The organism is Brevundimonas sp. (assembly GCF_965279155.1).
Lineage (GTDB): Bacteria > Pseudomonadota > Alphaproteobacteria > Caulobacterales > Caulobacteraceae > Brevundimonas.
In genome coordinates this window covers 664,691-684,774 of sequence record NZ_OZ257138.1, presented here as the reverse complement: position 1 = coordinate 684,774, position 20,084 = coordinate 664,691, and the positions used below count along the sequence as shown (strand labels likewise).

At 65.3% G+C, this 20,084-nt stretch carries 30 protein-coding genes; 27 read left to right on the top strand and 3 right to left on the bottom strand.

The window, feature by feature from the left end; all coding sequences use genetic code 11:
* Nucleotides 1–3: 3 nt before the first annotated feature.
* The 24 genes from rplV to ACQY72_RS03330 all read left to right on the top strand — a co-directional run bounded on the left by rplV (nt 4) and on the right by ACQY72_RS03330 (nt 13,539).
* Nucleotides 4–384, top strand: a complete 381-nt coding sequence (gene rplV, locus ACQY72_RS03445) for a 50S ribosomal protein L22 (protein ID WP_135195325.1) — start codon at nt 4–6, stop codon at nt 382–384.
* Nucleotides 384–1,139, top strand: coding sequence for a 30S ribosomal protein S3 (gene rpsC, locus ACQY72_RS03440; RefSeq protein ID WP_135195326.1), 756 nt, complete (start codon nt 384–386; stop codon nt 1,137–1,139). Before rplV ends, rpsC begins: the two co-directional genes overlap by 1 nt.
* Before the next feature lie 3 nt (nt 1,140–1,142).
* Nucleotides 1,143–1,583 (top strand): 50S ribosomal protein L16, encoded by a 441-nt coding sequence (gene rplP, locus ACQY72_RS03435; protein WP_087119314.1) that lies wholly within the window; start codon nt 1,143–1,145, stop codon nt 1,581–1,583.
* Nucleotides 1,583–1,780, top strand: coding sequence for a 50S ribosomal protein L29 (rpmC, locus tag ACQY72_RS03430; protein ID WP_135195327.1), 198 nt, complete (start codon nt 1,583–1,585; stop codon nt 1,778–1,780). Before rplP ends, rpmC begins: the two co-directional genes overlap by 1 nt.
* A 10-nt stretch (nt 1,781–1,790) precedes the next feature.
* Nucleotides 1,791–2,033, top strand: coding sequence for a 30S ribosomal protein S17 (gene rpsQ / locus ACQY72_RS03425; RefSeq protein WP_008262472.1), 243 nt, complete (start codon nt 1,791–1,793; stop codon nt 2,031–2,033).
* Nucleotides 2,034–2,051: 18 nt separating this feature from the next.
* Nucleotides 2,052–2,420, top strand: coding sequence for a 50S ribosomal protein L14 (gene rplN, locus ACQY72_RS03420; RefSeq protein WP_003164378.1), 369 nt, complete (start codon nt 2,052–2,054; stop codon nt 2,418–2,420).
* Between the two features lies 1 nt (nt 2,421).
* On the top strand, nt 2,422–2,730 hold the full coding sequence (rplX, locus tag ACQY72_RS03415) for a 50S ribosomal protein L24 (RefSeq protein ID WP_135195328.1): 309 nt from the start codon (nt 2,422–2,424) through the stop codon (nt 2,728–2,730).
* Nucleotides 2,730–3,290: a 50S ribosomal protein L5 gene (rplE, locus tag ACQY72_RS03410; protein WP_135195329.1), complete on the top strand. Its 561-nt coding sequence runs from the start codon at nt 2,730–2,732 to the stop codon at nt 3,288–3,290. Before rplX ends, rplE begins: the two co-directional genes overlap by 1 nt.
* 19 nt (nt 3,291–3,309) lie before the next feature.
* Nucleotides 3,310–3,615, top strand: a complete 306-nt coding sequence (gene rpsN, locus ACQY72_RS03405; RefSeq protein ID WP_135195330.1) for a 30S ribosomal protein S14 — start codon at nt 3,310–3,312, stop codon at nt 3,613–3,615.
* A gap of 15 nt (nt 3,616–3,630) precedes the next feature.
* Complete coding sequence (gene rpsH / locus ACQY72_RS03400; protein WP_135195331.1) at nt 3,631–4,029, top strand: 30S ribosomal protein S8; 399 nt, start codon at nt 3,631–3,633, stop codon at nt 4,027–4,029.
* Nucleotide 4,030: 1 nt separating this feature from the next.
* Complete coding sequence (gene rplF / locus ACQY72_RS03395) at nt 4,031–4,564, top strand: 50S ribosomal protein L6 (RefSeq protein ID WP_409718681.1); 534 nt, start codon at nt 4,031–4,033, stop codon at nt 4,562–4,564.
* Between the two features lie 3 nt (nt 4,565–4,567).
* The gene (rplR, locus tag ACQY72_RS03390; protein ID WP_135195333.1) at nt 4,568–4,924 is read left to right on the top strand and encodes a 50S ribosomal protein L18; all 357 of its coding nucleotides are present in this window, start codon (nt 4,568–4,570) and stop codon (nt 4,922–4,924) included.
* 12 nt (nt 4,925–4,936) lie between these two features.
* Nucleotides 4,937–5,545 (top strand): 30S ribosomal protein S5, encoded by a 609-nt coding sequence (gene rpsE, locus ACQY72_RS03385; RefSeq protein ID WP_135195334.1) that lies wholly within the window; start codon nt 4,937–4,939, stop codon nt 5,543–5,545.
* Nucleotides 5,546–5,547: 2 nt separating this feature from the next.
* Nucleotides 5,548–5,751: a 50S ribosomal protein L30 gene (rpmD, locus tag ACQY72_RS03380; RefSeq protein WP_135195335.1), complete on the top strand. Its 204-nt coding sequence runs from the start codon at nt 5,548–5,550 to the stop codon at nt 5,749–5,751.
* A 143-nt stretch (nt 5,752–5,894) separates the two neighbouring features.
* Entirely contained in the window at nt 5,895–6,488 is a 594-nt protein-coding gene (rplO, locus tag ACQY72_RS03375) for a 50S ribosomal protein L15 (protein ID WP_135195336.1), read from the top strand.
* A gap of 127 nt (nt 6,489–6,615) precedes the next feature.
* Nucleotides 6,616–7,995 (top strand): preprotein translocase subunit SecY, encoded by a 1,380-nt coding sequence (secY, locus tag ACQY72_RS03370; RefSeq protein WP_428155760.1) that lies wholly within the window; start codon nt 6,616–6,618, stop codon nt 7,993–7,995.
* A gap of 37 nt (nt 7,996–8,032) precedes the next feature.
* Nucleotides 8,033–8,593, top strand: a complete 561-nt coding sequence (locus tag ACQY72_RS03365) for an adenylate kinase (RefSeq protein ID WP_428155759.1) — start codon at nt 8,033–8,035, stop codon at nt 8,591–8,593.
* 27 nt (nt 8,594–8,620) lie between these two features.
* Entirely contained in the window at nt 8,621–9,352 is a 732-nt protein-coding gene (locus ACQY72_RS03360) for an energy transducer TonB (protein ID WP_428155757.1), read from the top strand.
* 128 nt (nt 9,353–9,480) lie between these two features.
* On the top strand, nt 9,481–9,849 hold the full coding sequence (gene rpsM, locus ACQY72_RS03355) for a 30S ribosomal protein S13 (RefSeq protein ID WP_135195340.1): 369 nt from the start codon (nt 9,481–9,483) through the stop codon (nt 9,847–9,849).
* 9 nt (nt 9,850–9,858) lie between these two features.
* On the top strand, nt 9,859–10,248 hold the full coding sequence (rpsK, locus tag ACQY72_RS03350; protein WP_013268944.1) for a 30S ribosomal protein S11: 390 nt from the start codon (nt 9,859–9,861) through the stop codon (nt 10,246–10,248).
* Between the two features lie 93 nt (nt 10,249–10,341).
* Nucleotides 10,342–11,361, top strand: coding sequence for a DNA-directed RNA polymerase subunit alpha (locus ACQY72_RS03345; protein ID WP_135195341.1), 1,020 nt, complete (start codon nt 10,342–10,344; stop codon nt 11,359–11,361).
* A 104-nt stretch (nt 11,362–11,465) separates the two neighbouring features.
* A complete protein-coding gene (gene rplQ / locus ACQY72_RS03340; protein ID WP_055753399.1) occupies nt 11,466–11,885 on the top strand; it encodes a 50S ribosomal protein L17 in 420 nt (139 codons plus the stop codon).
* Nucleotides 11,886–11,974: 89 nt separating this feature from the next.
* Nucleotides 11,975–12,433, top strand: a complete 459-nt coding sequence (locus tag ACQY72_RS03335) for a GNAT family N-acetyltransferase (RefSeq protein WP_428155755.1) — start codon at nt 11,975–11,977, stop codon at nt 12,431–12,433.
* Nucleotides 12,434–12,621: 188 nt separating this feature from the next.
* Nucleotides 12,622–13,539, top strand: a complete 918-nt coding sequence (locus ACQY72_RS03330; RefSeq protein WP_428155754.1) for a LysR substrate-binding domain-containing protein — start codon at nt 12,622–12,624, stop codon at nt 13,537–13,539.
* On the opposite strand, the gene ACQY72_RS03325 is transcribed toward ACQY72_RS03330, so the two are convergent.
* Complete coding sequence (locus tag ACQY72_RS03325; protein ID WP_428155753.1) at nt 13,511–14,368, bottom strand: ABC transporter permease subunit; 858 nt, start codon at nt 14,366–14,368, stop codon at nt 13,511–13,513. The two genes, ACQY72_RS03330 and ACQY72_RS03325, sit on opposite strands and share 29 nt — an antisense overlap.
* Complete coding sequence (locus tag ACQY72_RS03320; RefSeq protein WP_428155751.1) at nt 14,358–15,269, bottom strand: ABC transporter ATP-binding protein; 912 nt, start codon at nt 15,267–15,269, stop codon at nt 14,358–14,360. The genes ACQY72_RS03325 and ACQY72_RS03320 overlap by 11 nt, the downstream gene beginning before the upstream one ends.
* Nucleotides 15,270–15,368: 99 nt before the next feature.
* Here ACQY72_RS03320 and ACQY72_RS03315 point away from each other — a divergent pair, with 99 nt between their 5' ends.
* From ACQY72_RS03315 to ACQY72_RS03305, 3 genes are all read left to right on the top strand, one after another.
* Entirely contained in the window at nt 15,369–16,625 is a 1,257-nt protein-coding gene (locus tag ACQY72_RS03315) for an ectonucleotide pyrophosphatase/phosphodiesterase (RefSeq protein ID WP_428155749.1), read from the top strand.
* Nucleotides 16,626–16,699: 74 nt separating this feature from the next.
* Nucleotides 16,700–18,421, top strand: coding sequence for a hypothetical protein (locus ACQY72_RS03310; protein ID WP_428155748.1), 1,722 nt, complete (start codon nt 16,700–16,702; stop codon nt 18,419–18,421).
* A gap of 56 nt (nt 18,422–18,477) precedes the next feature.
* Complete coding sequence (locus tag ACQY72_RS03305) at nt 18,478–19,245, top strand: SDR family NAD(P)-dependent oxidoreductase (protein WP_428155746.1); 768 nt, start codon at nt 18,478–18,480, stop codon at nt 19,243–19,245.
* A 49-nt stretch (nt 19,246–19,294) separates the two neighbouring features.
* Here ACQY72_RS03305 and ACQY72_RS03300 read toward each other — a convergent pair whose 3' ends face one another.
* Nucleotides 19,295–20,077, bottom strand: coding sequence for a thioredoxin domain-containing protein (locus ACQY72_RS03300; RefSeq protein WP_428155745.1), 783 nt, complete (start codon nt 20,075–20,077; stop codon nt 19,295–19,297).
* Nucleotides 20,078–20,084: the final 7 nt, after the last annotated feature.

The following is a 20,084-nucleotide window of genomic DNA, read 5'->3' as shown; positions in this document are numbered from 1 at the left end:
CTGATGGCCCAGACAAAAAATGAGCGTCGGGTCGCCCCGACAGAGGCCCGCGCAAAGCTGGTCAACGTACGCATCAGCCCGCAAAAGCTGGGCCTGGTCGCCGCATCGATCCGCGGCATGCCGGTCCAGAAGGCGCTGAACGAGCTGGAATTCAGCCGTAAGCGTATCGCGACCGACGTCCGCAAGGTCCTGTATTCGGCGATCTCGAATGCCGAGAACAACCACAACCTCGACATCGACAACCTGATCGTCGCCGAGGCCTATGTGGGCAAGAACCTGGTGATGAAGCGCTTCGCGAGCCGTGCTCGTGGTCGTTCGTCGCGCATCCTGAAACCGTTCAGCGAGATCACCATCGTGGTCCGTGAAGCCGGCGAGGCCGCCTGATGGGTCAGAAAATCAATCCGATCGGTCTGCGCCTCGGCGTGAACCGTACGTGGGACAGCCGTTGGTTCGCCGCCGGCGCCGACTACTCCCGCCTGCTGCACCAGGACCTGAAGCTGCGCGAGTGGCTGCGGGAACGTCTGGGCGCCGCCGGTGTGTCGCGCATCATCATCGAGCGCCCGCACAAGAAGTGCCGCATCACCATCTACGCCGCCCGTCCGGGCGTCGTGATCGGTAAGAAGGGCGCTGACATCGAGAAGCTCCGCAAGGACATCTCGGCGCGCACCGAAGGTGAAGTTCACCTGAACATCATCGAAGTCCGCAAGCCGGAAACCGACGCGCAGCTGATCGCTGAAAACATCGCGCAACAACTGGAACGCCGCGTGGCCTTCCGTCGCGCCATGAAGCGTTCGATGCAGTCGGCGATGCGTCTCGGCGCCAAGGGCATTCGTATGAATGTCGCTGGTCGTCTGGGCGGTGCGGAAATCGCACGTATGGAATGGTACCGCGAAGGTCGCGTGCCGCTTCACACGCTGCGCGCCGACATCGACTATGGCTTCTATGAAGCCAAGACGACCTACGGCATCATCGGCGTGAAGGTCTGGGTCTTTAAGGGTGAAGTGCTGGAGCACGATCCCATGGCGCAGGACAAGCGTTGGGCCCAGGAAGCTTCGGGTCCGTCCTCGAACGAAGGCCGCGAACGCGGCGGCCCCCGTGGCGACCGCGGTCCGCGTCGCGACCGGGGACGTGAGAACTAAGTCATGTTGCAACCGAAGAAGACCAAGTACCGCAAGGCCTTCAAGGGCCGGATCCATGGCTCGGCCAAGGGCGGCTTCTCGCTGAACTTCGGGTCGTATGGCCTGAAGACGCTGGAGCCGGAACGCATCACTGCGCGTCAGATCGAAGCGGCTCGCCGCGCGATCACTCGCCAAATGAAGCGTCAAGGCCGCGTCTGGATCCGCGTCTTCCCCGACCTGCCCGTCACGGGCAAGCCGGCCGAAGTCCGGATGGGTAAGGGCAAGGGCGCCGTGGACCACTGGGCCGCGCGCTGCCACCCTGGCCGTATCCTGTTTGAAATCGACGGCGTTCCGGACGATGTCGCCCGCGAAGCGCTCCGTCTCGGCGCAGCCAAGCTGCCGGTCCGCACCAAGGTGGTGACCCGCATCGACGCCGGCGTCGCCCATGTCGAGGTAGCCGCCTGATGACCAAGATCGCCGACTTGCGGTCGCAAACGACCGACCAGCTGTCCGACGAGCTGCTGAAGCTCAAGAAGGAACAGTTCAACCTGCGCTTCCAGGCGGCCACCGGCCAAATGGAAAAGACTCACCGCGTTGGTGAAGTCCGCAAAGACATCGCACGCATCTCGACGCTTCTGCGCGAGCAGCGTGCGGCCTCGTAAGGAAACGAATATGCCCAAGCGAATTCTTGAAGGCGTGGTCGTGTCCGACAAGGGCGAAAAGACCGTCGTCGTGAAGGTGGAGCGCACGCTGCTTCACCCTGTTCTGAAAAAGATCGTTCGTCTTTCGAAGAAGTATCACGCGCACGACGAAGCCAACGCGCTCAAAGTCGGCGACATCGCTCGCATCGTCGAGTGCGCCCCGAAATCCAAACTGAAGCGTTGGGAAGTCCTTTCCAACGCCTCGGCCTCGTAATCAGAAGGATCTGATCTTATGATCCAGATGCAAACTAACCTGGAAGTGGCCGATAATTCGGGCGCCCGCCGGGTCATGTGCATCAAGGTGTTGGGCGGCTCCAAGCGCCGCTACGCCTCGATCGGCGACACAATCGTCGCCTCCGTGAAGGAAGCCATCCCTCGCGGCCGCGTGAAGAAGGGCGACGTCGTTCGCGCCATCGTCGTGCGCACCGCCAAGGACATCCAACGCAAGGACGGCTCGGTCATTCGTTTTGACAAGTCGGCCGCCGTCATCGTCAACAAGCAGAACGAGCCTGTCGGCACGCGGATCTTCGGCCCTGTTCCTCGTGAGCTGCGCGCCAAGAACCACATGAAGATCATCTCGCTGGCTCCGGAGGTCCTGTAACATGGCCGCCAAGATCAAGAAGGGCGACCGCGTCGTCGTCCTCACCGGCAAGGACAAGGGCCGCACGGGCAACGTGCTGAAGGTCTTGCCTACCGAAAACCGCGTCCTCGTCGAAGGCTGCAACATGGTTCAGCGCCACACGCGCCCGAGCCAGGCTGACCCGCAGGGCGGTATCAAGAACAAGGAAGCCTCGCTTCACCTGTCGAACGTCGCGATCGCCGACGCCAACGGCAAGGCGACCCGCGTCGGCTTCAAGATCGATGGGGACACCAAGGTCCGCATCGCCAAGACGACGGGAGACGTCATCTGATGGCTACCGAAAAGTACGCTCCGCGCCTCAAGGTCGAGTATCACGCTCGCATCCGCCAGGTGATGAAGGAAAAGTTCGGCTACACGAACGAAATGCAGGTGCCCAAGCTGGACAAGATCGTCCTGAACATGGGCATCGGTGAAGCTGTCGCGGACTCCAAGAAGGCGAACACCGCCCTCAAGGATCTGACGGCCATCGCCGGTCAGAAGGCCGTCGCCACCAAGGCCCGTAACTCCATCGCCGGATTCAAGCTGCGCGAAGGCATGGTCATCGGCGGCAAGGTCACCCTGCGCGGCGAACAGATGTACGAGTTCCTGGACCGGTTCATCACGATCGCGCTTCCGCGCGTGAAGGATTTCCGTGGTCTGAAGGGCACGTCCTTCGATGGTCGCGGCAACTACGCCACGGGTCTGAAGGAACACATCGTGTTCCCGGAGATCAACTACGACCAGATCGATCAGATGTGGGGCATGGACATTGTCGTCTGCACCACGGCCAAGACCGATGAGGAAGCCAAGGCTCTCCTCACCGAGTTCAAGTTCCCGTTCGTGAAGAACTGAGCGGGAAGGGAAGAGCACAATGGCTAAGAAAAGCGCCGTAAACCGTAACGAAGCCGTCAAGGCCCTGGTTGCGAAGTATGCCGCGAAGCGGGCCGCCCTCAAGGCGACCGCCAACGACGAAAACCTGCCGCTGGAGGAGCGCTTCGACGCGCGCCTGAAGCTGGCTGAACTGCCGCGCAACTCCGCGCCGAGCCGCATTCGCAACCGTTGCGAAGTGACGGGTCGTCCGCGGGCGTTCTATCGCAAGCTCAAGATGAGCCGGATTGCGCTGCGCGAACTCGGCAACCAGGGCCAGATCCCTGGCCTGACGAAATCCAGCTGGTAAGGGGAGCGAACAGACATGATGATCAACGATCCCCTGAGCGACATGATCGCTCGCATCAAGAACGCGGCGACCCGCAAGCGTTCCAAGGTGCTGACCCCCGCTTCTCGTCTGCGTCAGCGCGTGCTCGACGTGCTGCAGGACGAAGGCTACATCCGCGGCTACAACCTGGTTCAGAACCCGGGTGAGTTTCCGCAGTTCGAGATCGAGCTGAAGTACTTCGACGGTCAGCCCGTCATCGCCGAGATCGCTCGCGTGTCCAAGCCGGGCCGCCGCGTCTATTCGGCGATCGGCGATCTGAAGCCGATCAAGAACGGCCTCGGCATCTCGATCCTCTCGACTTCGAAGGGCGTCATGTCCGACGCCTCCGCCCGCGACGCTAACGTCGGCGGCGAAGTCCTCTGCAGGGTCTACTGATATGTCCCGTATTGGCAAGAAAACCATCGCTGTGCCGAAGGGCGTGACTGTCACGCTCGACGGCCAGAAAGTCACCGTGAAGGGCCCCAAGGGCGAGAGCTCCTGGACCGTCGCCGAAGAAGTCGAAGTCACCCAGGAAGGCGACGAACTGTCGCTGGGTCTGCGGTCGGACACGCAACGCGGTCGCGCGATGTGGGGCCTGTCGCGCACCCTGGTCGACAACATGGTCGTCGGCGTCACCTCCGGCTTCGAAAAGTCGTTGGAGCTGGTCGGCGTGGGTTACCGCGCCGCCATGAAGGGCGACGCCCTTTCGCTGCAACTCGGCTTCTCGCATGAAGTCGATATCGCTCCGCCGGCCGGCGTCAGCTTCGCAGTGCCGAAGCAAACCGAGATCAAGGTCTCGGGCGCTGACAAGCAAGCCGTCGGTCAGATCGCCGCGGTCATCCGCAAGCTGCGTCCGCCGGAGCCCTACAAGGGCAAGGGCGTCCGTTACGCGGGCGAGAAGGTCCGTCGCAAGGAAGGCAAGAAGAAGTAAGTCATGGCTCTTTCTCTTCGACAACAAGCCAAGCGCCGCTCGGAGCGCACCCGTCGCCGCCTGAAGGCTGTCGCCAACGGTCGCCTTCGTCTGTCGGTCAGCCGTTCGGACAAGAACATCTCGGCCCAGATCATCGACGACGCCCAAGGCGTGACCGTCGCGTCTGCCTCGTCGCTGGAAGGCGGCAAGGGCAAGCGTGGTTCGGACACCGCTGCGGCCGCCGCGATCGGCAAGCTGATCGCCGAACGCGCTATCGAGAAGGGCGTCAAGGACGTCGTCTTCGACCGTGGCGAGTACATCTATCACGGACGGGTGAAGGCGCTGGCGGAAGCCGCGCGTGAAGCCGGCCTGAACTTCTAAGGGACGCGACAGATGGCGCATCAACCCCAACGTGGCGGCGGCGGCAACGACCGCAACCGTCGTGACAACCGCAATGGCCCCCAAGCCGATGGTCCGGATTCGGACATCGTCGAGAAGCTGGTCCACATCAACCGCGTCGCCGCCACCGTCAAAGGCGGCCGTCGCTTCAGCTTCGCAGCCCTGATGGTCGTCGGTGACGGCAAGGGTCGCGTCGGCTTCGGTCACGGCAAGGCGCGCGAAGTGCCGGAAGCCATCCGCAAGGCGACCGAAGAAGCCAAGAAGACCATGATCCGCGTTCCGCTTCGCGAGAACCGCACCCTGCACCACGACGGCAACGGCCGTTGGGGCGCCGGCAAGATCATGATGCGCGCTGCCCCTCCCGGGACCGGCGTCATCGCAGGTGGTCCGATGCGCGCCGTGCTCGAAACCCTCGGCGTCCAGGACGTCGTGGGCAAGTCGACCGGTTCGTCGAACCCCTACAACATGATCCGCGCAACGTTCGAAGCGCTGAAGGTCCAGTCCTCGCCCCGTCAAGTCGCGTCCAAGCGCGGCAAGAAGGTCGCGGATCTGATGGGCCGTCGCAACGACGGCGCTTCGACGCCCGAAGCTGTGGAGTCCTAATCATGGCCCCGTCCAAGAAGACCGACGCCAAGACCGTCACCGTCAAGCAGACCGGTTCGCCGATCCGCCGCAAGAACGACCAGCGCGCCACCCTGGTGGGCCTGGGTCTGAACCGCCTGGGTCGTGAATCGACCCTGGAAGACACGCCTTCGGTTCGTGGGATGATCGCCAAGGTCGCCCACCTGACCGAGATCGTCGAAAAGTAAGCCGTCTCGCCCTCTCCCGAACCCGGGGGAGGGCGTTTCTGCACTTGCGAATACCCCAAGGGTCGCCTATCAGCGGCCCTTAAATTTTTACAGCCGAGTCCGGATCAATGGTCCGGGCGCTAGCACCCGAAAGGATCAGGCATATGAAACTGAACGAAATCCGCGACAACGAAGGCGCGCACAAGAAGCGCATGCGTGTCGGCCGTGGCCCCGGTTCGGGCAAGGGCAAGACCGCGGGCCGTGGCGTCAAGGGTCAGAAGTCGCGTTCGGGCGTCGCCATCGGCGGCTTCGAAGGCGGCCAAATGCCGCTGTACATGCGTATGCCTAAGCGTGGCTTCAACAACGCCAATGCTCTGAAGCTGGCGGAAGTGAACCTGTGGCGCCTGCAAGACGCCATCGACGCCGGAAAGCTGGACGCCAAGTCGGAACTGAAGGGCGACGCCCTGGTCGCCGCCGGCGTGATCCGTCGCGTCAAGGACGGCGTGCGTCTGCTGGGCACCGGTGAGCTGAAGCAAGCGCTGAACCTGGTCGTCTGGTCGGCCACCTCGGGCGCCATCAAGGCCATCGAAGCCGCTGGCGGTTCGGTCGTGCAAGAGCGCATCGCCGCCGAAGCCAAGGCTGCTGCACGCGTCGAGAAGCGCAACCTGGCCAAGGGCAAGGTTCCGCCGGCCAAGGCACGCCTGGGCGACGAGAACAAGATCTCGGCCCGCACCAAGCGCGCCGCCGCCAAAGCCTGATCAACGCGTCGTTGCGGCTGATTGGGCCGTGGCCTGAACACATCGCAGCGACGAAAGAACGGAAGCGGCCTCGCAAGAGCGCCGCTTCTCGCCTATCTGACGACTCAATCAGTCGTGGGGACGCATAATGGCCTCGGCCGCAGAACAACTCGCCGCCAATATGAACATGGGCTCGTTCGCGAAAGCGACCGAGCTGCACAAGCGCCTGCTGTTCACGCTGGGCGCGCTCCTGGTCTATCGGATCGGGACGTACGTGCCGATTCCGGGCATCAACTCGCAGGCCTTCCTGCAGTTCTTCCAGGACCCGTCGGGTCAGCGCGGCATCCTGGACATGTTCAACATGTTCTCGGGCGGCGCCGTCGAGCGTATGGCCATCTTCGCGCTGAACGTGATGCCGTACATCTCGGCCTCGATCATCGTGCAACTGATGGGCACCGTGTATCCGCCCTGGGAGAAGCTGAAGAAGGAAGGCGGCGAGAGCGGCCGCAAGCAGCTGAACCAGTACACCCGATATCTGACGGTGTTCCTGGCGCTGGCGCAGTCCTTCGGCATCGCGGCGGGCCTGAACAGCACGGCCGGCCTGGTCGACAATCCGGGCATCTTCTTCATCGCCTCGACGGTCGTGACCCTGACCGGCGGCACCATGTTCCTCATGTGGCTGGGTGAGCAGGTGACGGCGCGCGGCGTCGGCAACGGCATCTCGCTGATCATCTTCGCCGGCATCGTGGCGGTCCTGCCGTCCACCATCGCGCGTCTGCTGGGCCTGGCCCAGCAAGGCCAGATGTCGGCCTTCGCCCTGCTGTTCATCGCCGCGCTGGCGGTGGCGACCGTGGTCTTCATCGTCTTCATGGAACGCGCCCAGCGCCGCCTTCTGATCCAGTATCCGAAGCGCCAGGAAGGCAACCGCATGGCCGGGGGCGAGCGTTCGTTCCTGCCGCTGAAGGTCAATACTGCGGGCGTTATCCCGCCGATCTTCGCCTCGTCGCTGCTGATGCTGCCGACGACGGTGGCGACCATGACGGCCAACGCCGACCTGCCCAGCTGGATGAGCTGGCTGCCGCTGGTGACGGCGCAGCTGACGCACGGACAGCCGCTGTTCATGGCGCTGTACGCCGCCCTGATCGTCTTCTTCTGCTTCTTCTACACCTCGATCACCTTCAACCCCGAGGACACGGCCGAGAACCTGCGCAAATACGGCGGCTTCCTGCCGGGCATTCGTCCGGGCAAGCGTACGGCGGAGTATCTGGACTATGTCCTGACTCGTTTGACCGTGATCGGCGCGGCCTACATCACGGCCGTCTGCTTGCTGCCGGAGTTCCTGGTCGCCCAGATGGGCAACAGCCTCTACTTTGGCGGAACGTCTATCTTGATCGTCGTCTCGGTCACGATGGACACTGTGGCGCAGATTCAGTCCCAACTGCTGGCGCACCAGTACGAAGGCCTGATCAAGAAGGCCAAGCTGCGTGGTCGTGGCGGTCGTGGCGCGCCCACGCCCGTGCGCCGCTAAGTCTTAAGCTGACAGACGCCCAGGGGAGGGCTGAAGCATGAACTTGATCCTGTTCGGACCGCCGGCGGCGGGCAAGGGCACCCAGGCGAAGCGTCTGGTGGAAGAGAAGGGCATGGTCCAGCTCTCCACCGGCGACATGCTTCGCGCGGCGATCGCCTCTGGCTCGGAGCTGGGGCTCAAGGTCAAGGACGTGCTGGCCCGCGGCGACCTGGTCACCGACGATATCGTCATCGCCCTGATCGAGGATCGCCTGACGGAGGCCGAGGCCGCCGGCGGCGCCATCTTCGACGGCTTCCCCCGCACCGTGGCCCAAGCCGAGGCGCTGGACGAGATGCTGGCCAAGCGTGGCGTTCAGATCGACGCCGTCGTGCGGCTGAAGGTCGACGACGCCGCCCTGACCGAACGGATCGCCAAGCGGTTCTCCGAACAGGGCCGCCCCGATGACAATCCCGAATCGTTCAAGGTTCGGCTTGAGGCCTACAACCGCAACACAGCGCCGCTGCTTCCCTACTATGAAGCCCAAGGCAAGCTGACGCAGGCCGACGGCATGGGCACGATCGAGTCCGTGGCCAAGGCCATCGACGAGGCCCTGGCCTGATTTGCGATTTCGGGCGTTGATCGCCTGATGACCGAACACGCCGACCTAAAGCCTGAGAAGACCCGCCTGCGTCGCTGGCGCATGGCGGGTATCTTCGTCGCCGTCGCCGTCGCCGAGATCGGCCTGTTCCTGCTGCTGGGAAGGGTGAGAGGGCCGGCGCAGACGCCTGTGGTCGAGCGGCCGCCGTTCGAGGTGGTGCTTTACGATCCGCCGCCGCCGATCTCGAACGAACCGCCTGCGCCAGAGACGGGCGGCGGTGCGCCCGCAGCCCCCTCGGTCATCCACACGCCTCCGCCTCCGCCCAAGGAACGCCCGCGCGAGGTTCCCACGCCGCCTGTGAAAGCGCCCGAGCCCGCGCCTGTCGTGGGTATTGCGCCCGCGCCGTCGCCCCAGCCCGGTTTCGGTCTGGGCGGGCAGGGGACAGGCAGCGGTTCTGGCGTCGGATCCGGCAGTGGCCCCGGCAGCGGTTCGACCGGCCCGCGCCTGGTCACCGGCCCCACCATCGGTCAGATCCGCGCCAACCACCCCCAGGGCGCGCGGAGCCGTTACGGGCGGGTGGAGCTGTCTTGCGTCATTCGTCTGGACAGTCGTTTGGACGGTTGCCGGGTGGTCGACGAATCGCCGCCCGGTCTGGGGTTCGGCGCGGCGGGTCTTCAGGTGTCGGGCTATTTCCGTTTCCAGCCCCCGACCGAGGACGGTCGCCCGGTGGAGGGTCAGCGGGTGACTGTCGGTGTGGACTTCGGTCGTCCGCCACGCTGACGCCGCCCTAGATGTTGACGCCTCGTGAATCACATGTATAAGGGCGCCTTCCCGCGAAGGGCGCCACGCTCCTGGTCTGTTGACCGGAGCGTTTGTTGCGTCTGACTAACGCGTATCTGGAGAATTTCGTGGCCCGTATTGCTGGCGTCAACATCCCGACCAACAAGCGCGTAGAGATCGCGCTTCAGTATATCCATGGCATCGGCCCCGCCGCCGCCAAGGACATCACCGAGAAGGTGGGCATCGAGTCCGCCCGTCGCGTGAACCAGCTGACGGACGCCGAAGTCCTGTCGATTCGCGAGACGATCGACAAGGATCACACCGTCGAGGGCGACCTGCGCCGCGAGACTTCGATGAACATCAAGCGTCTGATGGATCTGGCCTGCTATCGCGGCCTGCGTCACCGTAAGGGCCTGCCGGTCCGCGGTCAGCGCACCCATACGAACGCCCGCACCCGCAAGGGTCCCGCCAAGCCGATCGCCGGCAAGAAGAAGTAAGACAGACACATGGCCAAGGAACCGGGTCGCGTAAAGAAGCGCGAGCGCAAGAACATCACCTCGGGCGTCGCCCACGTGAATGCTTCGTTCAACAACACCATGATCACGATCACCGATGCCCAGGGCAACGCGATCTCGTGGTCTTCGGCCGGACACATGGGCTTCAAGGGTTCGCGTAAATCGACCCCTTACGCCGCCCAGATGGCCGCGGAAGACGCTGGCAAGAAGGCTCAGGAACACGGCGTGAAGACGCTGGAAGTGAACGTCTCGGGTCCGGGTTCCGGCCGTGAGTCGGCTCTGCGCGCTCTGCAGTCGGTCGGCCTGACGATCACGACCATCCGCGACGTCACGCCGATGCCGCACAATGGTTGCCGTCCGCCCAAGCGTCGTCGCGTCTAAGCGATAGCGTTCTAAGGCACCCCCCATCTCCGTCCGCTCCATCATGGCCTCGTCGACAAGGCCGGAGCAGGCGAAACCCGTTCGAGGGACAAAATGATCGAAAGAAACTGGCAAGAGCTGATCCGTCCCGAGAAGCCGCAGATCGAGATCGGTTCCGACGCCCAGCGCAAGGCGCGCCTGGTGGCCGAACCTCTCGAACGTGGCTTCGGCGTGACGCTCGGCAACGCGCTCCGTCGCGTTCTGCTGTCCTCGCTGCAAGGCGCGGCTGTCACGGCCATCCAGATCGACGGCGTAGTTCATGAATTCTCGTCGCTGGAAGGCGTGCGGGAAGACGTGGTCGACATCGTCCTGAACATCAAGCAACTGGCGCTGCGCATGCACGCCGAAGGCCCCAAGCGCATGACCTTGCGCGCCACGGGTCCCGGCGTCGTGACGGCCGGCCAGATCGACGTGCCGGCGGACATCGAGGTTCTGAACCCCGACCACGTCATCTGCACGCTCGACGACGGCGCGTCGGTCCGCATGGAACTGACCGTCCAGAACGGCAAGGGCTATGTTGCCGCCGAGCTGAACCGTCCGGAAGATGCGCCGATCGGCCTGATCGCCGTCGATGCTCTGTATTCGCCGGTCAAGAAGGTGGCTTATCGCGTCGAGCCGACCCGTCAGGGTCAGTCGCTGGATTACGACAAGCTGCTGCTTGAAGTCGAAACCAACGGTGCGGTCACGCCGGTTGACGCCGTCGCTTATGCGGCGCGCATCCTGCAAGACCAACTCCAGATCTTCATCACCTTCGAAGAGCCCAAGAAGGCTGTCGAGCAGTCGGACGGCAAGCCCGACCTGCCCTTCAACCCGGCGCTGCTGAAGAAGGTGGACGAGCTGGAACTGTCGGTTCGTTCGGCCAACTGCTTGAAGAACGACAACATCGTCTACATCGGCGACCTGATCCAGAAGACCGAGGGCGAAATGCTTCGTACCCCGAACTTCGGCCGCAAGTCGCTGAACGAGATCAAGGAAGTTCTCACGACGATGGGCCTCAGCCTCGGCATGGACGTGCCGAACTGGCCCCCCGAAAACATCGAAGACCTGGCCAAGAAGTTCGACGACCAGATCTAAGTTCAACCCTCCGCCCGTCTCCCTTGGGAGAATGCCGGGGCGGTTAGAAGATTACGGTTCCAGGTCCCTTTGAGGATACCGGTTCCGGAGTAGGAGAGACCCTGATGCGCCACGGCGCCGCCCATCGTAAACTCGGTCGCACGAGCAGCCACCGCACCGCCATGTTCGCGAACATGGCCGCCTCGCTGATCAAGCACGAGCAGATCACCACGACCCTGCCCAAGGCGAAGGAACTGCGTCCCTTCGTCGAGAAGCTGGTCACCCTCGCCAAGAAGGGCGACCTGCACGCCCGTCGTCAGGCCATCAGCCAGGTTCGCGACGTGCCGCAAGTCGGCAAGCTGTTCGAAACGCTGGGCCCGCGCTACAGCGAGCGTAACGGCGGCTATATCCGCATCATGAAGGCCGGCTTCCGCCACGGCGACAACGCCCCGATGGCCGTCATCGAGTTCGTCGATCGCGACGTCGAAGCCAAGGGCAAGGACTCCGGTCCGGTCCTGGCCTTCGAAGGCGGCGACGAAGACTAAGATTTGGTCGCAGGACCAAACGCCGGAAGGGCGGTCGGAGCAATCCGACCGCCCTTTTGCTTTGCGCGGACATGAGGCATGACGCGCGGATGAGCGTTTCGATCGTTGATTTCCGTCCTGATCACGCCGCCGTCTGGGCGCAGCTGAACACGGCATGGCTGGCCGAGGGCGGGTTCGCCGTCGAGGCCAAGGATCGGCTCGCCATCGACGATCCGCAGGGCGTGTTCCTGAACAAGGGCGGGCGCATCTTCATCGCGGAACGGGATGGCGAGGCCGTGGGGTGCTGCGCCCTGGTTCCGACGGACGATGGGGTCGAGGTCTGCAAGATGACGGTCACGCCCGCCGCGCGCGGCCTGGGGCTGGCGCGGCGTCTGCTTGAGGCCTGCGAGGTGGCGGCGCGGGTGGCTGGAGCGGGCCGGCTCTATCTGGAGACCAACAGCGCGCTGACGCCGGCCATCGCCCTGTATGAAAGCTTCGGCTTTATCCATCTGCCGGCGCGGCCGACGCCCTATGCCCGCGCCGATGTCTTCATGGAGAAACGGCTCTAGCCGTCCAGGATGGCGGCGATCGCCATGCCCATATGAGCAGAATGCACAGGCCATAGGCGATCTGATCCTGGCGCGAGGGGCGGGGCGGTCTTGGCGGCGGATTCGGGAGCGGCATCGCCAGGCTTGAACCCGATTTCCCAAGGCGCAGAAATCGATTAAGCGGGTCGGTGTCTGTGAGGGGAGATCACATGTCGGGCCGGGCGCCTCCACCGCTGAATGCATTGCGAACCTTCGAGGTCTTTGGTCGGCACAGGAGCATGACCCGTGCGGCGGCCGAGTTGTGCGTGACCCACGGCGCGGTCAGCCGTCAGATCGCGGCGTTGCAGGCCTCGCTGGGCGTGACCCTGGTCACCGGACCTCGCCATGCGCTGACCCTGACCGAGGCGGGGGCGCAACTGGCCGAGCGGCTGACGCCGGCCTTTGTGGCGATCACCGATGCGGTCGATGGCGTGCGGCAAGGCGCGGCGCGCGAGATCGAGATTTCCTGCCTGGGCACCTTCGCCCTGAAATGGCTGATCCCGCGCCTGCCGAGGTTTCTGGAGGTCCATCCCGAGGTGCGGGTCAGGTTGTCGGAATCCTATGCGACGGTCGATTATCGGCGTGATCGGTTCGACGGCGCCATTCGAATCGTCGAGCCGGATCAGATTCATGCCCGCACGAAAGCGACGCGCTTTCTGGCTCAGTATCAGGGGCCGGTCGGGGCGCCAGGCTTGATGGCGGGGTTGCCGACACTGGAGGCCGTTGCGCATGCGCCGCGCCTGCGCTCGGCCACCTTCCGGCGGGCCTGGCCGGTGTGGTCGGAACTGGCAGGCGTGGCTCTGCCGACGGCGACGACGGAGCGGGAGTTCGCGCACAACCATTCGCTGGTCGAAGCGGCGATCTCGGGTCTGGGCGTCGCCATCGCGCCGTGGGCCTTCGTGGCGCCGGATGTCATCGCGGGACGTCTGACGGCGCCGTTCGGCTTCGTGGAGCGGCCGTCGTGGTTTGCCTTCCTGCGGCCGGAGGGACGCCGGGATGCGGCGGTTGACGCCTTCCGCGACTGGCTGGTCGCGGAAGGCGAGCGCAGTCCGTCGCCGCCTATTCCTTCGACAGGTCCTGGCGGTTGAACCAGGCGACTGAAGCCGCGAAGGGCACGCCGATCCACAGGGCCAGGCTGATCAAGCCCTTGGCGACGGCGTGATCGGGCAGTTCGGCCGCCGCCATGCCGCCTTGGATGACGGCTTTCAGCAGGTCCGTGGCCAGGCCCGGCGACAACAGGGGCATAAGCCAGCCGTCCGGCGTCACGCCCATCGGCAGCAGCAGCTGGGGCAGGAAGAACTGGGCGATGCCGATTACAAGCGGCGCGAACAGGGCCGCCAGCAGCGACCGGGTCACCACGGCGCCGAGCAGGCCCAGCATGGTGAACTGAAGGATACGCGCCCAGGATGTCAGGGTCAGCAGGCCGAAATCTGCCGCCGCTGCGCCGGTCATCGAGAAGGTGACGGGGCGGCCGAACACCGCCGCCTGGATCAGGCTGGCGATCACGTCCGAGATCAGGGCGGCGAAGGTCGCCAGCACGATCACCAGGGCCACGACCACGACCTTGCCCGTCAGCAGGTTGGGCCGGGTGTTGCGCGCGCTGATCAGCCGCCAGGTCTCCCAGCGATAGTCGCCGGCGTAGATGGTGGCCGCGCCGATCAGGACGAACATCAGAATGGCGGGGTTGGCGAAATCCCCGGCGCTCTTGACCAGGGTCAGACCCAGATCGAGCGGGCCGCCCTTCATCAGTTCGGGCGGCAGTTTGCCGGCCAGCTTGGCCTCGTTGGCCTTGGCGACCACGAAGCCCAGGGTGGCGAGGAGGATGCCCATGATCGGGATGAACAGCACGCTCCAGAACAGGGCGGTGCGGTTCTTGGACAGGCGGTAGGTTTCGGATCGGATCGCGTCAGCCAGCACGGTTTTGCTCCTGCACGCCGGTCCAGCCGGTTTCGCTCATGAAGACGTCTTCCAGGTCGGCGCCGATCCAGCGGGCCTCCTCGATGTTGACGCCGCCTTCGACCAAGGCCTTGATGGCGGCGGCGGCCTCGGCGCGCGGCACGGCGGCCACCACGGCGTCGCCGTCCAGGATGGCGCGGTCGCCCAGCACCGACAGGGCCTTGGCCAGGGGGGTGACGGACAGGCGCAGACGCTCGCCCGAGGCGGTCAGGTCGGAGACCTTGCCCTCGGTGATCACCTTGCCCTTGTTGAAGATGGCGACGCGGTCGCAGACGCGTTGAACCTCCTGAAGCTGGTGGCTGGCCAGGATGACGGTCACGCCGTCGTGGTCGGCCAGGCTGCGGATCAGGGCGCGCATTTCCTGGATGCCGGGCGGATCCATGCCGCTGGTCGGTTCATCCAGGATGACGAGATCCGGCTTGGTCATCAGGGCGGCGGCGACGCCGAGGCGTTGCAGCATGCCGACCGAAAACCCCTTCACGCGCCGGTTCGCCGCCTCGGTCAGGCCGACGCGTTGCAGCCAGTTGTCGATCTCGGCCGAGGTCACGCCGCCGTGCGCGCGGGCCAGCCATTCCAGCACCTGACGGGCGGTCATGAAGGGCGGAAAGCGGGGCGTCTCGATCATCGAGCCCATGCGGCGCATCGACGCCGGATCGCCGATCCGCCCCCCCATCACCGTCGCCTCGCCCTCGGTCGGACGAATCAGGCCCAGCAGGGTGCGGAACAGGGTGGACTTGCCAGCGCCGTTGGGGCCCAGGACGCCATAGACCCCGCCACGCGGGATCGACAGGGTCAGGCCGTCCAGAGCCCTCACCGTCCCATAGGTCTTGGTCAGGCCGCGAATGTCGATGACGGTTTCCATGACGCAAGCTTGGCGCGAGAACCGTGTTCCCACAAGCCGTCGCAAGCCTGTCGTCCATTAAGTTTAGGCAATGGTTCGATGTCGTCTGTGAGTAAGCCTATGTCCCGCCTTCCTACCTCCTGCCTCGCCTTGGTCGCCGCCGTTGTGGTTGCGTCGTGCGCCGCAACGCCGGTCTCGAACCCGCCAGCCTCGCAATCCCCGGTCGTTTCCGCCTCGGCGTCACAGGCGGCGCGACCCGATCTGGTGATTCTGGTCTCGATCGACGGCTTCTCGCCGGATTATCTGGGCAAGGGTCAGACGCCGGTGATGGACGGGCTGGTGTTGGGCGGGGCTTTCGGGCCGATGCGGCCATCCTTCCCCAGCGTGACCTTCCCCAACCACTATACGCTGGTGACGGGGCTGCACCCGGATCACCACGGCGTCGTCGGCAATCGGTTCACGGACGCGCAACTGGGCGCCTTCACCATGGCCAGCAAGGAGAGCGGTTTCTGGGATCAGGCCGAGCCGATCTGGGTCACGGCGGAAAAGGCCGGCATTCGCACCGGCACGATGTTCTGGCCGGGTTCGGAGGTCGAGATCCACGGCGTGCGGCCCAGCCATTGGCTGCCCTTCGACCAGTCCATGCCGGGTGATGCGCGGGTGGATCGAGTGCTGTCGTGGCTGGACCTGCCAGTGGATCAGCGGCCCAAGTTTGAGACCCTGTATTTCGACATCGTAGATACGGCCGGCCATCGCAACGGCCCCGATGCGGCGGAGACGCGCGCCGCCGTGGCCTCGGTCGACGCGTCCATGGGCCGGTTGGTCGAAGGGCTGAAGACGAGGGGGCTTTATGATCGGACGATGCTGGTCGTGGCGTCCGATCACGGCATGGCCGCGACCTCGCCAGACCGGGTCGTCTGGATCGACGACATCATCGACCCGGCGGCGCTGAAGATCGGCTATGGCGGGGCGGTGCTGACCGCCGACCCGGCTCCGGGCCGCGAGGCCGAGGTGCAGGCCAAGCTGGTCGGTCGCCATCCCCACATGGAATGCTGGAACAAGGCCGACGTGCCGGCGCGTCTGGTCTATGGCTCCAACCCACGCGTGGCCCAGATCGTCTGCCTGGTCGAGACCGGCTGGCTGACGGCGACGCGCGACCGGCCGGTGACCCGCGCGGGCGGCGCCCACGGTTATGACAATCAGGCGCCGGAGATGGCGGCGGTCTTCATCGCCCACGGGCCGGAAGTCGTCGCGGGGCGTCGGCTGACCGATCTGGACAGCGTGGACGTTCAGCCCTTCCTGGCGCGCATGCTGGGCCTCAACGCGCCGGCGGGCGACGGCCGGGCCCAGGACACTCTGCCCATCACCACGCCCTGATCGGGTGCCCTGACTGAATAATTGGCGAGGCGGCCAATTAAGCGCACAAAGATCGGCAAGCGGGGGATGCGGGAATGCGCAAGGGTCTGTGGGTCGCGACGGTTTCGGCCGCCTGTCTGATGGCGCCGGTCGCATTGGCCGACGCCACGGCGACGGCGGCGACCCTGGCCCTGATCGCCAATCCCCAGGTCTGCGGCCGCGTGGATGCGGTCGGCGATGTTCAGCCGACGGCGGACATGGTCATGGTCCCCGGCTTCGGCGACGAGGGTTTCGCTGTCGATACGAAGAACCCGGAGGCCCAGGCATGGTTCGACCATGGCGTGCGGCTGCGCTGGGCGTTCGAACATTCGGAATCGGTTCGGGCCTTTCGCAAGGCGCGGCAGCTGGATCCGGCGTGCGGCATGTGCGCCTGGGGCGAGGCTTGGGCTATCGGGCCGAACCTGAACGGCGGCGGGAACGACCCTGAATCCCTCGCCACGGGCCTGAGAACGGCGCGCGAAGCCCGCAGGCTGGCGCGCGACGCCACGCCGATGCAGCGCCAGATGATCGACGCCCTGATCCAGCGCTACTCCGGTAAGGAAAACACCCGCGCCCTGCGCTTCGCACGCGCCATGGACCGGATCGCCAAACGCCATCCCGACGACGTCTCGGTGGGCGCCATCACCGCCGACGCCTGGATGCTGCAGCCCGACGGCGAATGGTGGGACGACAACGGCAAGGCGGCCGATCCCGCCGTGACGCGCGCCATGGCGATCCTAGAACACGGCCTGACGCTCAAGCCGAACGATCCGGCCTCCATCCACCTCTATATCCACCTGACGGAATGGTCCGACGATCCGCATCGGGCGCTGGCCTATGGCGAGCGACTGGCCCTGCTGGCGCCGGGGGCCAGCCACTTGGTGCATATGCCGTCGCACACCTTCTATCGGGTGGGGCGGTACAAGGACGCGATGATGTCCAACGTCAACGCCGTGGCGCTGGACAAGACCTACGACCGGCTGGCCAGCCCGCCGGGCGGCATTCGCGGCATGCGGCTGCACGCCCACAACATCCATTTCGGTATGGGCGGCGCCCTGATGGCGGGCGGGGCCGAGCGGGGGCTGGAGCTGGCCGACTGGTATCTGGCCACCTATCCGCAGCTTCTGGGCGCGCCCGAACCCGTCGAGGACGCCTATGTCGTCTATCGTCAGATTATGGCGGCCGACGCCTATGCGCTTTACGGCCGGTTCGGGTCCGACGCCCAGGTCGCGGCCCTGGTTGAGCCGGATGTCGGGCGGCCCCTGATGCGGGTCGGCTGGCGCTATGCGCGCGGCGAGGCGGCGGCTCGGCGAGGCGATGCGAAGGCCGTGCGGGTCGAGGCCCAGGCCATTGCGGCCCTGCTGGCGGACAAGGCATTCAAGGGACCGATGGCGGAGCGTCAGATCGGTTTCGCCGAACTGTTCCAGAAGGTGCTGGAAGGCCGCGCGGCCATGATAGATCAGGATTATCCGACCGCCATCGCCGCCTATGGCCGGGCGGCGGCGATCCAGGCGATGAATCCCGAGGGCGGCGATCCGCCGATGATCTGGTACCCGACGCGCCGCAGCCTGGCCGCCGCGATGCTGGCGTCCGGCGATGCGGCCGGGGCCAAGGCCAAGATCGGCGAACTGCTGACGGACTGGCCCAGCGATCCCTACAGCTACTACGTCCTGTATCGCGCCGAGCAGGTGCTGGGCGACGAACCGGCGGCGAACGACGCCCTGCGTCACGCTGGCGTCGAATGGATCGGTGGAGAAATGAGTATGGCAGAGGCCTAGCGACGGTAGGTTGCAGCACATAGGTCCGTAACTTCCCCGTTACGGAGTATCAGACTATGCAGTTCCAAGATCAGGTCATCCTCATCACCGGCGCCGCCGGCGGTATCGGCATCGCGGCGGCCAAGAAGTTTGCGGCCGAGGGCGCGAAGCTCGTGTTGGTCGATCTGTCGCTGGACGCCTTGAAGAAGGCCGCAGACGGCATTGAGGGCGATCCTCTGCTGGTCGCCGCCAATGTCGCCGAGGAGGCCGACGTAAAGGCCTATGTCGATCAGGCGATTGAGCGGTTCGGTCGCATCGATGTTTTCGTCAACAACGCCGGCATCAACGGCGCTACTGCCCCGATCGTGGATCAGACAGTCGAGAACTACACCAAGGTTCTGGGCGTGAACGTCATCGGCGCTTTCCTGGGCCTGAAGCACGTGATGAAGGTTATGATCGCCCAGAAGTCGGGCGCCATCGTCAACACCGCCTCGAACGGCGGTTGGCTGGGGTCGCCTGGCATGAGCGCCTATGTCGCCTCTAAACACGCCCTGATCGGCATCAACAAGAGCGTCGCGCTCGAAGCCGCGCCCTATGGCATCCGCGTCAACGCCGTGGCGCCGTCGGGCGTGGACACGGCCATGATCCACGACATCGAAAAGAACACGGCGCCCGGTCACGAGGCAGAGGCGCGCGCCAAGTTCCAGGCGGCCGTGCCCCTGAACCGCTATGCGACGGCGGACGAGATCGCGGACCTGATGCTGTTCCTGGCGTCGGACAAGGCGGCCTTCATCACCGGCGCCTATTATCGCATCGACGGCGGCATGGGCGCGACTTCCGCCTGATCGCCGCATCCGGGTTCGGCCGCCACGCAGCGGCCGAACCTTTTAGGCGTTAGCGCTTGGCCGCCTCGATCAATTTGGCGACCTCGACCGGGTCGATGCCGGGGCTGGCCTTGCCGTTGATGAAGAAGGTGGGCGTGCCGCGCAGGCGCAGGGCGGCGGCCGTGGTGTGGATGTCGGCGATGTGGCGCATGGTGTCGGGCGCGGCGATGGCGGCCTTGGCGCGGGCCATGTCCACGCCGTTGGCGGCCAGGATGGCGTCGATGGACTCGATCGACAGGGCGCGCTCGGTCATCAGGGCGTCATAGACCTCCAGATACTTGCCTTGCTGATGCGCGGCCAGGGCGGCGCGGGCGGCGTATTGCGAGGTGATATCGTCGCCGCGGTCCAGGATGGGCCAGTCCTTGAAGACGAAGCGGACCTCGGGATGGGCGGCCATCAGGGCGCGATAGTCGTGGGCCACGGCCTTGCAGCCGGGGCAGCGGAAGTCGAAGAATTCGACCACCGTGACCTTGGCGTTCGCCGGACCGAAGGCCGGGTCGCGGGCGTCGGGCGCCAGCAGGCCGGCGTTTGCGGCGGCGGCCTGGTTGGTCTCTTCGACGCTGGCCTCGGCTTCCTTCGCCTGCAGCGCCAGTTGCGTCTCTTGCAGCACCTCGGGATGCTCCAGCAGATAGGACCGGACTTCGGACCCACCGGCGCTGAAATAGGGCGCGACCGAGAACCCCAGGGCGATGACCGACAGGCCCAGGGCCAGATAGCCTGCGCGCGCGCCGCTCAGCCACACAGGCTTGGCGGGCTTGGTTTCGGGCGCAGGCGCGGGGGCGTCGTCGGTCATTGAGGCT

What these genes read in the sequence shown, in the direction of transcription:
- rplV (WP_135195325.1), top strand. Translation starts at nt 4, where the DNA reads ATGGCCCAGACAAAAAATGAGCGTCGGGTCGCCCCGACAGAGGCCCGC.
- rpsC (WP_135195326.1), top strand. Translation starts at nt 384, where the DNA reads ATGGGTCAGAAAATCAATCCGATCGGTCTGCGCCTCGGCGTGAACCGT.
- rplP (WP_087119314.1), top strand. Translation starts at nt 1,143, where the DNA reads ATGTTGCAACCGAAGAAGACCAAGTACCGCAAGGCCTTCAAGGGCCGG.
- rpmC (WP_135195327.1), top strand. Translation starts at nt 1,583, where the DNA reads ATGACCAAGATCGCCGACTTGCGGTCGCAAACGACCGACCAGCTGTCC.
- rpsQ (WP_008262472.1), top strand. Translation starts at nt 1,791, where the DNA reads ATGCCCAAGCGAATTCTTGAAGGCGTGGTCGTGTCCGACAAGGGCGAA.
- rplN (WP_003164378.1), top strand. Translation starts at nt 2,052, where the DNA reads ATGATCCAGATGCAAACTAACCTGGAAGTGGCCGATAATTCGGGCGCC.
- rplX (WP_135195328.1), top strand. Translation starts at nt 2,422, where the DNA reads ATGGCCGCCAAGATCAAGAAGGGCGACCGCGTCGTCGTCCTCACCGGC.
- rplE (WP_135195329.1), top strand. Translation starts at nt 2,730, where the DNA reads ATGGCTACCGAAAAGTACGCTCCGCGCCTCAAGGTCGAGTATCACGCT.
- rpsN (WP_135195330.1), top strand. Translation starts at nt 3,310, where the DNA reads ATGGCTAAGAAAAGCGCCGTAAACCGTAACGAAGCCGTCAAGGCCCTG.
- rpsH (WP_135195331.1), top strand. Translation starts at nt 3,631, where the DNA reads ATGATGATCAACGATCCCCTGAGCGACATGATCGCTCGCATCAAGAAC.
- rplF (WP_409718681.1), top strand. Translation starts at nt 4,031, where the DNA reads ATGTCCCGTATTGGCAAGAAAACCATCGCTGTGCCGAAGGGCGTGACT.
- rplR (WP_135195333.1), top strand. Translation starts at nt 4,568, where the DNA reads ATGGCTCTTTCTCTTCGACAACAAGCCAAGCGCCGCTCGGAGCGCACC.
- rpsE (WP_135195334.1), top strand. Translation starts at nt 4,937, where the DNA reads ATGGCGCATCAACCCCAACGTGGCGGCGGCGGCAACGACCGCAACCGT.
- rpmD (WP_135195335.1), top strand. Translation starts at nt 5,548, where the DNA reads ATGGCCCCGTCCAAGAAGACCGACGCCAAGACCGTCACCGTCAAGCAG.
- rplO (WP_135195336.1), top strand. Translation starts at nt 5,895, where the DNA reads ATGAAACTGAACGAAATCCGCGACAACGAAGGCGCGCACAAGAAGCGC.
- secY (WP_428155760.1), top strand. Translation starts at nt 6,616, where the DNA reads ATGGCCTCGGCCGCAGAACAACTCGCCGCCAATATGAACATGGGCTCG.
- ACQY72_RS03365 (WP_428155759.1), top strand. Translation starts at nt 8,033, where the DNA reads ATGAACTTGATCCTGTTCGGACCGCCGGCGGCGGGCAAGGGCACCCAG.
- ACQY72_RS03360 (WP_428155757.1), top strand. Translation starts at nt 8,621, where the DNA reads ATGACCGAACACGCCGACCTAAAGCCTGAGAAGACCCGCCTGCGTCGC.
- rpsK (WP_013268944.1), top strand. Translation starts at nt 9,859, where the DNA reads ATGGCCAAGGAACCGGGTCGCGTAAAGAAGCGCGAGCGCAAGAACATC.
- ACQY72_RS03345 (WP_135195341.1), top strand. Translation starts at nt 10,342, where the DNA reads ATGATCGAAAGAAACTGGCAAGAGCTGATCCGTCCCGAGAAGCCGCAG.
- rplQ (WP_055753399.1), top strand. Translation starts at nt 11,466, where the DNA reads ATGCGCCACGGCGCCGCCCATCGTAAACTCGGTCGCACGAGCAGCCAC.
- ACQY72_RS03335 (WP_428155755.1), top strand. Translation starts at nt 11,975, where the DNA reads ATGAGCGTTTCGATCGTTGATTTCCGTCCTGATCACGCCGCCGTCTGG.
- ACQY72_RS03330 (WP_428155754.1), top strand. Translation starts at nt 12,622, where the DNA reads ATGTCGGGCCGGGCGCCTCCACCGCTGAATGCATTGCGAACCTTCGAG.
- ACQY72_RS03320 (WP_428155751.1), bottom strand. Translation starts at nt 15,269, where the DNA reads ATGGAAACCGTCATCGACATTCGCGGCCTGACCAAGACCTATGGGACG.
- ACQY72_RS03315 (WP_428155749.1), top strand. Translation starts at nt 15,369, where the DNA reads ATGTCCCGCCTTCCTACCTCCTGCCTCGCCTTGGTCGCCGCCGTTGTG.
- ACQY72_RS03310 (WP_428155748.1), top strand. Translation starts at nt 16,700, where the DNA reads ATGCGCAAGGGTCTGTGGGTCGCGACGGTTTCGGCCGCCTGTCTGATG.
- ACQY72_RS03305 (WP_428155746.1), top strand. Translation starts at nt 18,478, where the DNA reads ATGCAGTTCCAAGATCAGGTCATCCTCATCACCGGCGCCGCCGGCGGT.
- ACQY72_RS03300 (WP_428155745.1), bottom strand. Translation starts at nt 20,077, where the DNA reads ATGACCGACGACGCCCCCGCGCCTGCGCCCGAAACCAAGCCCGCCAAG.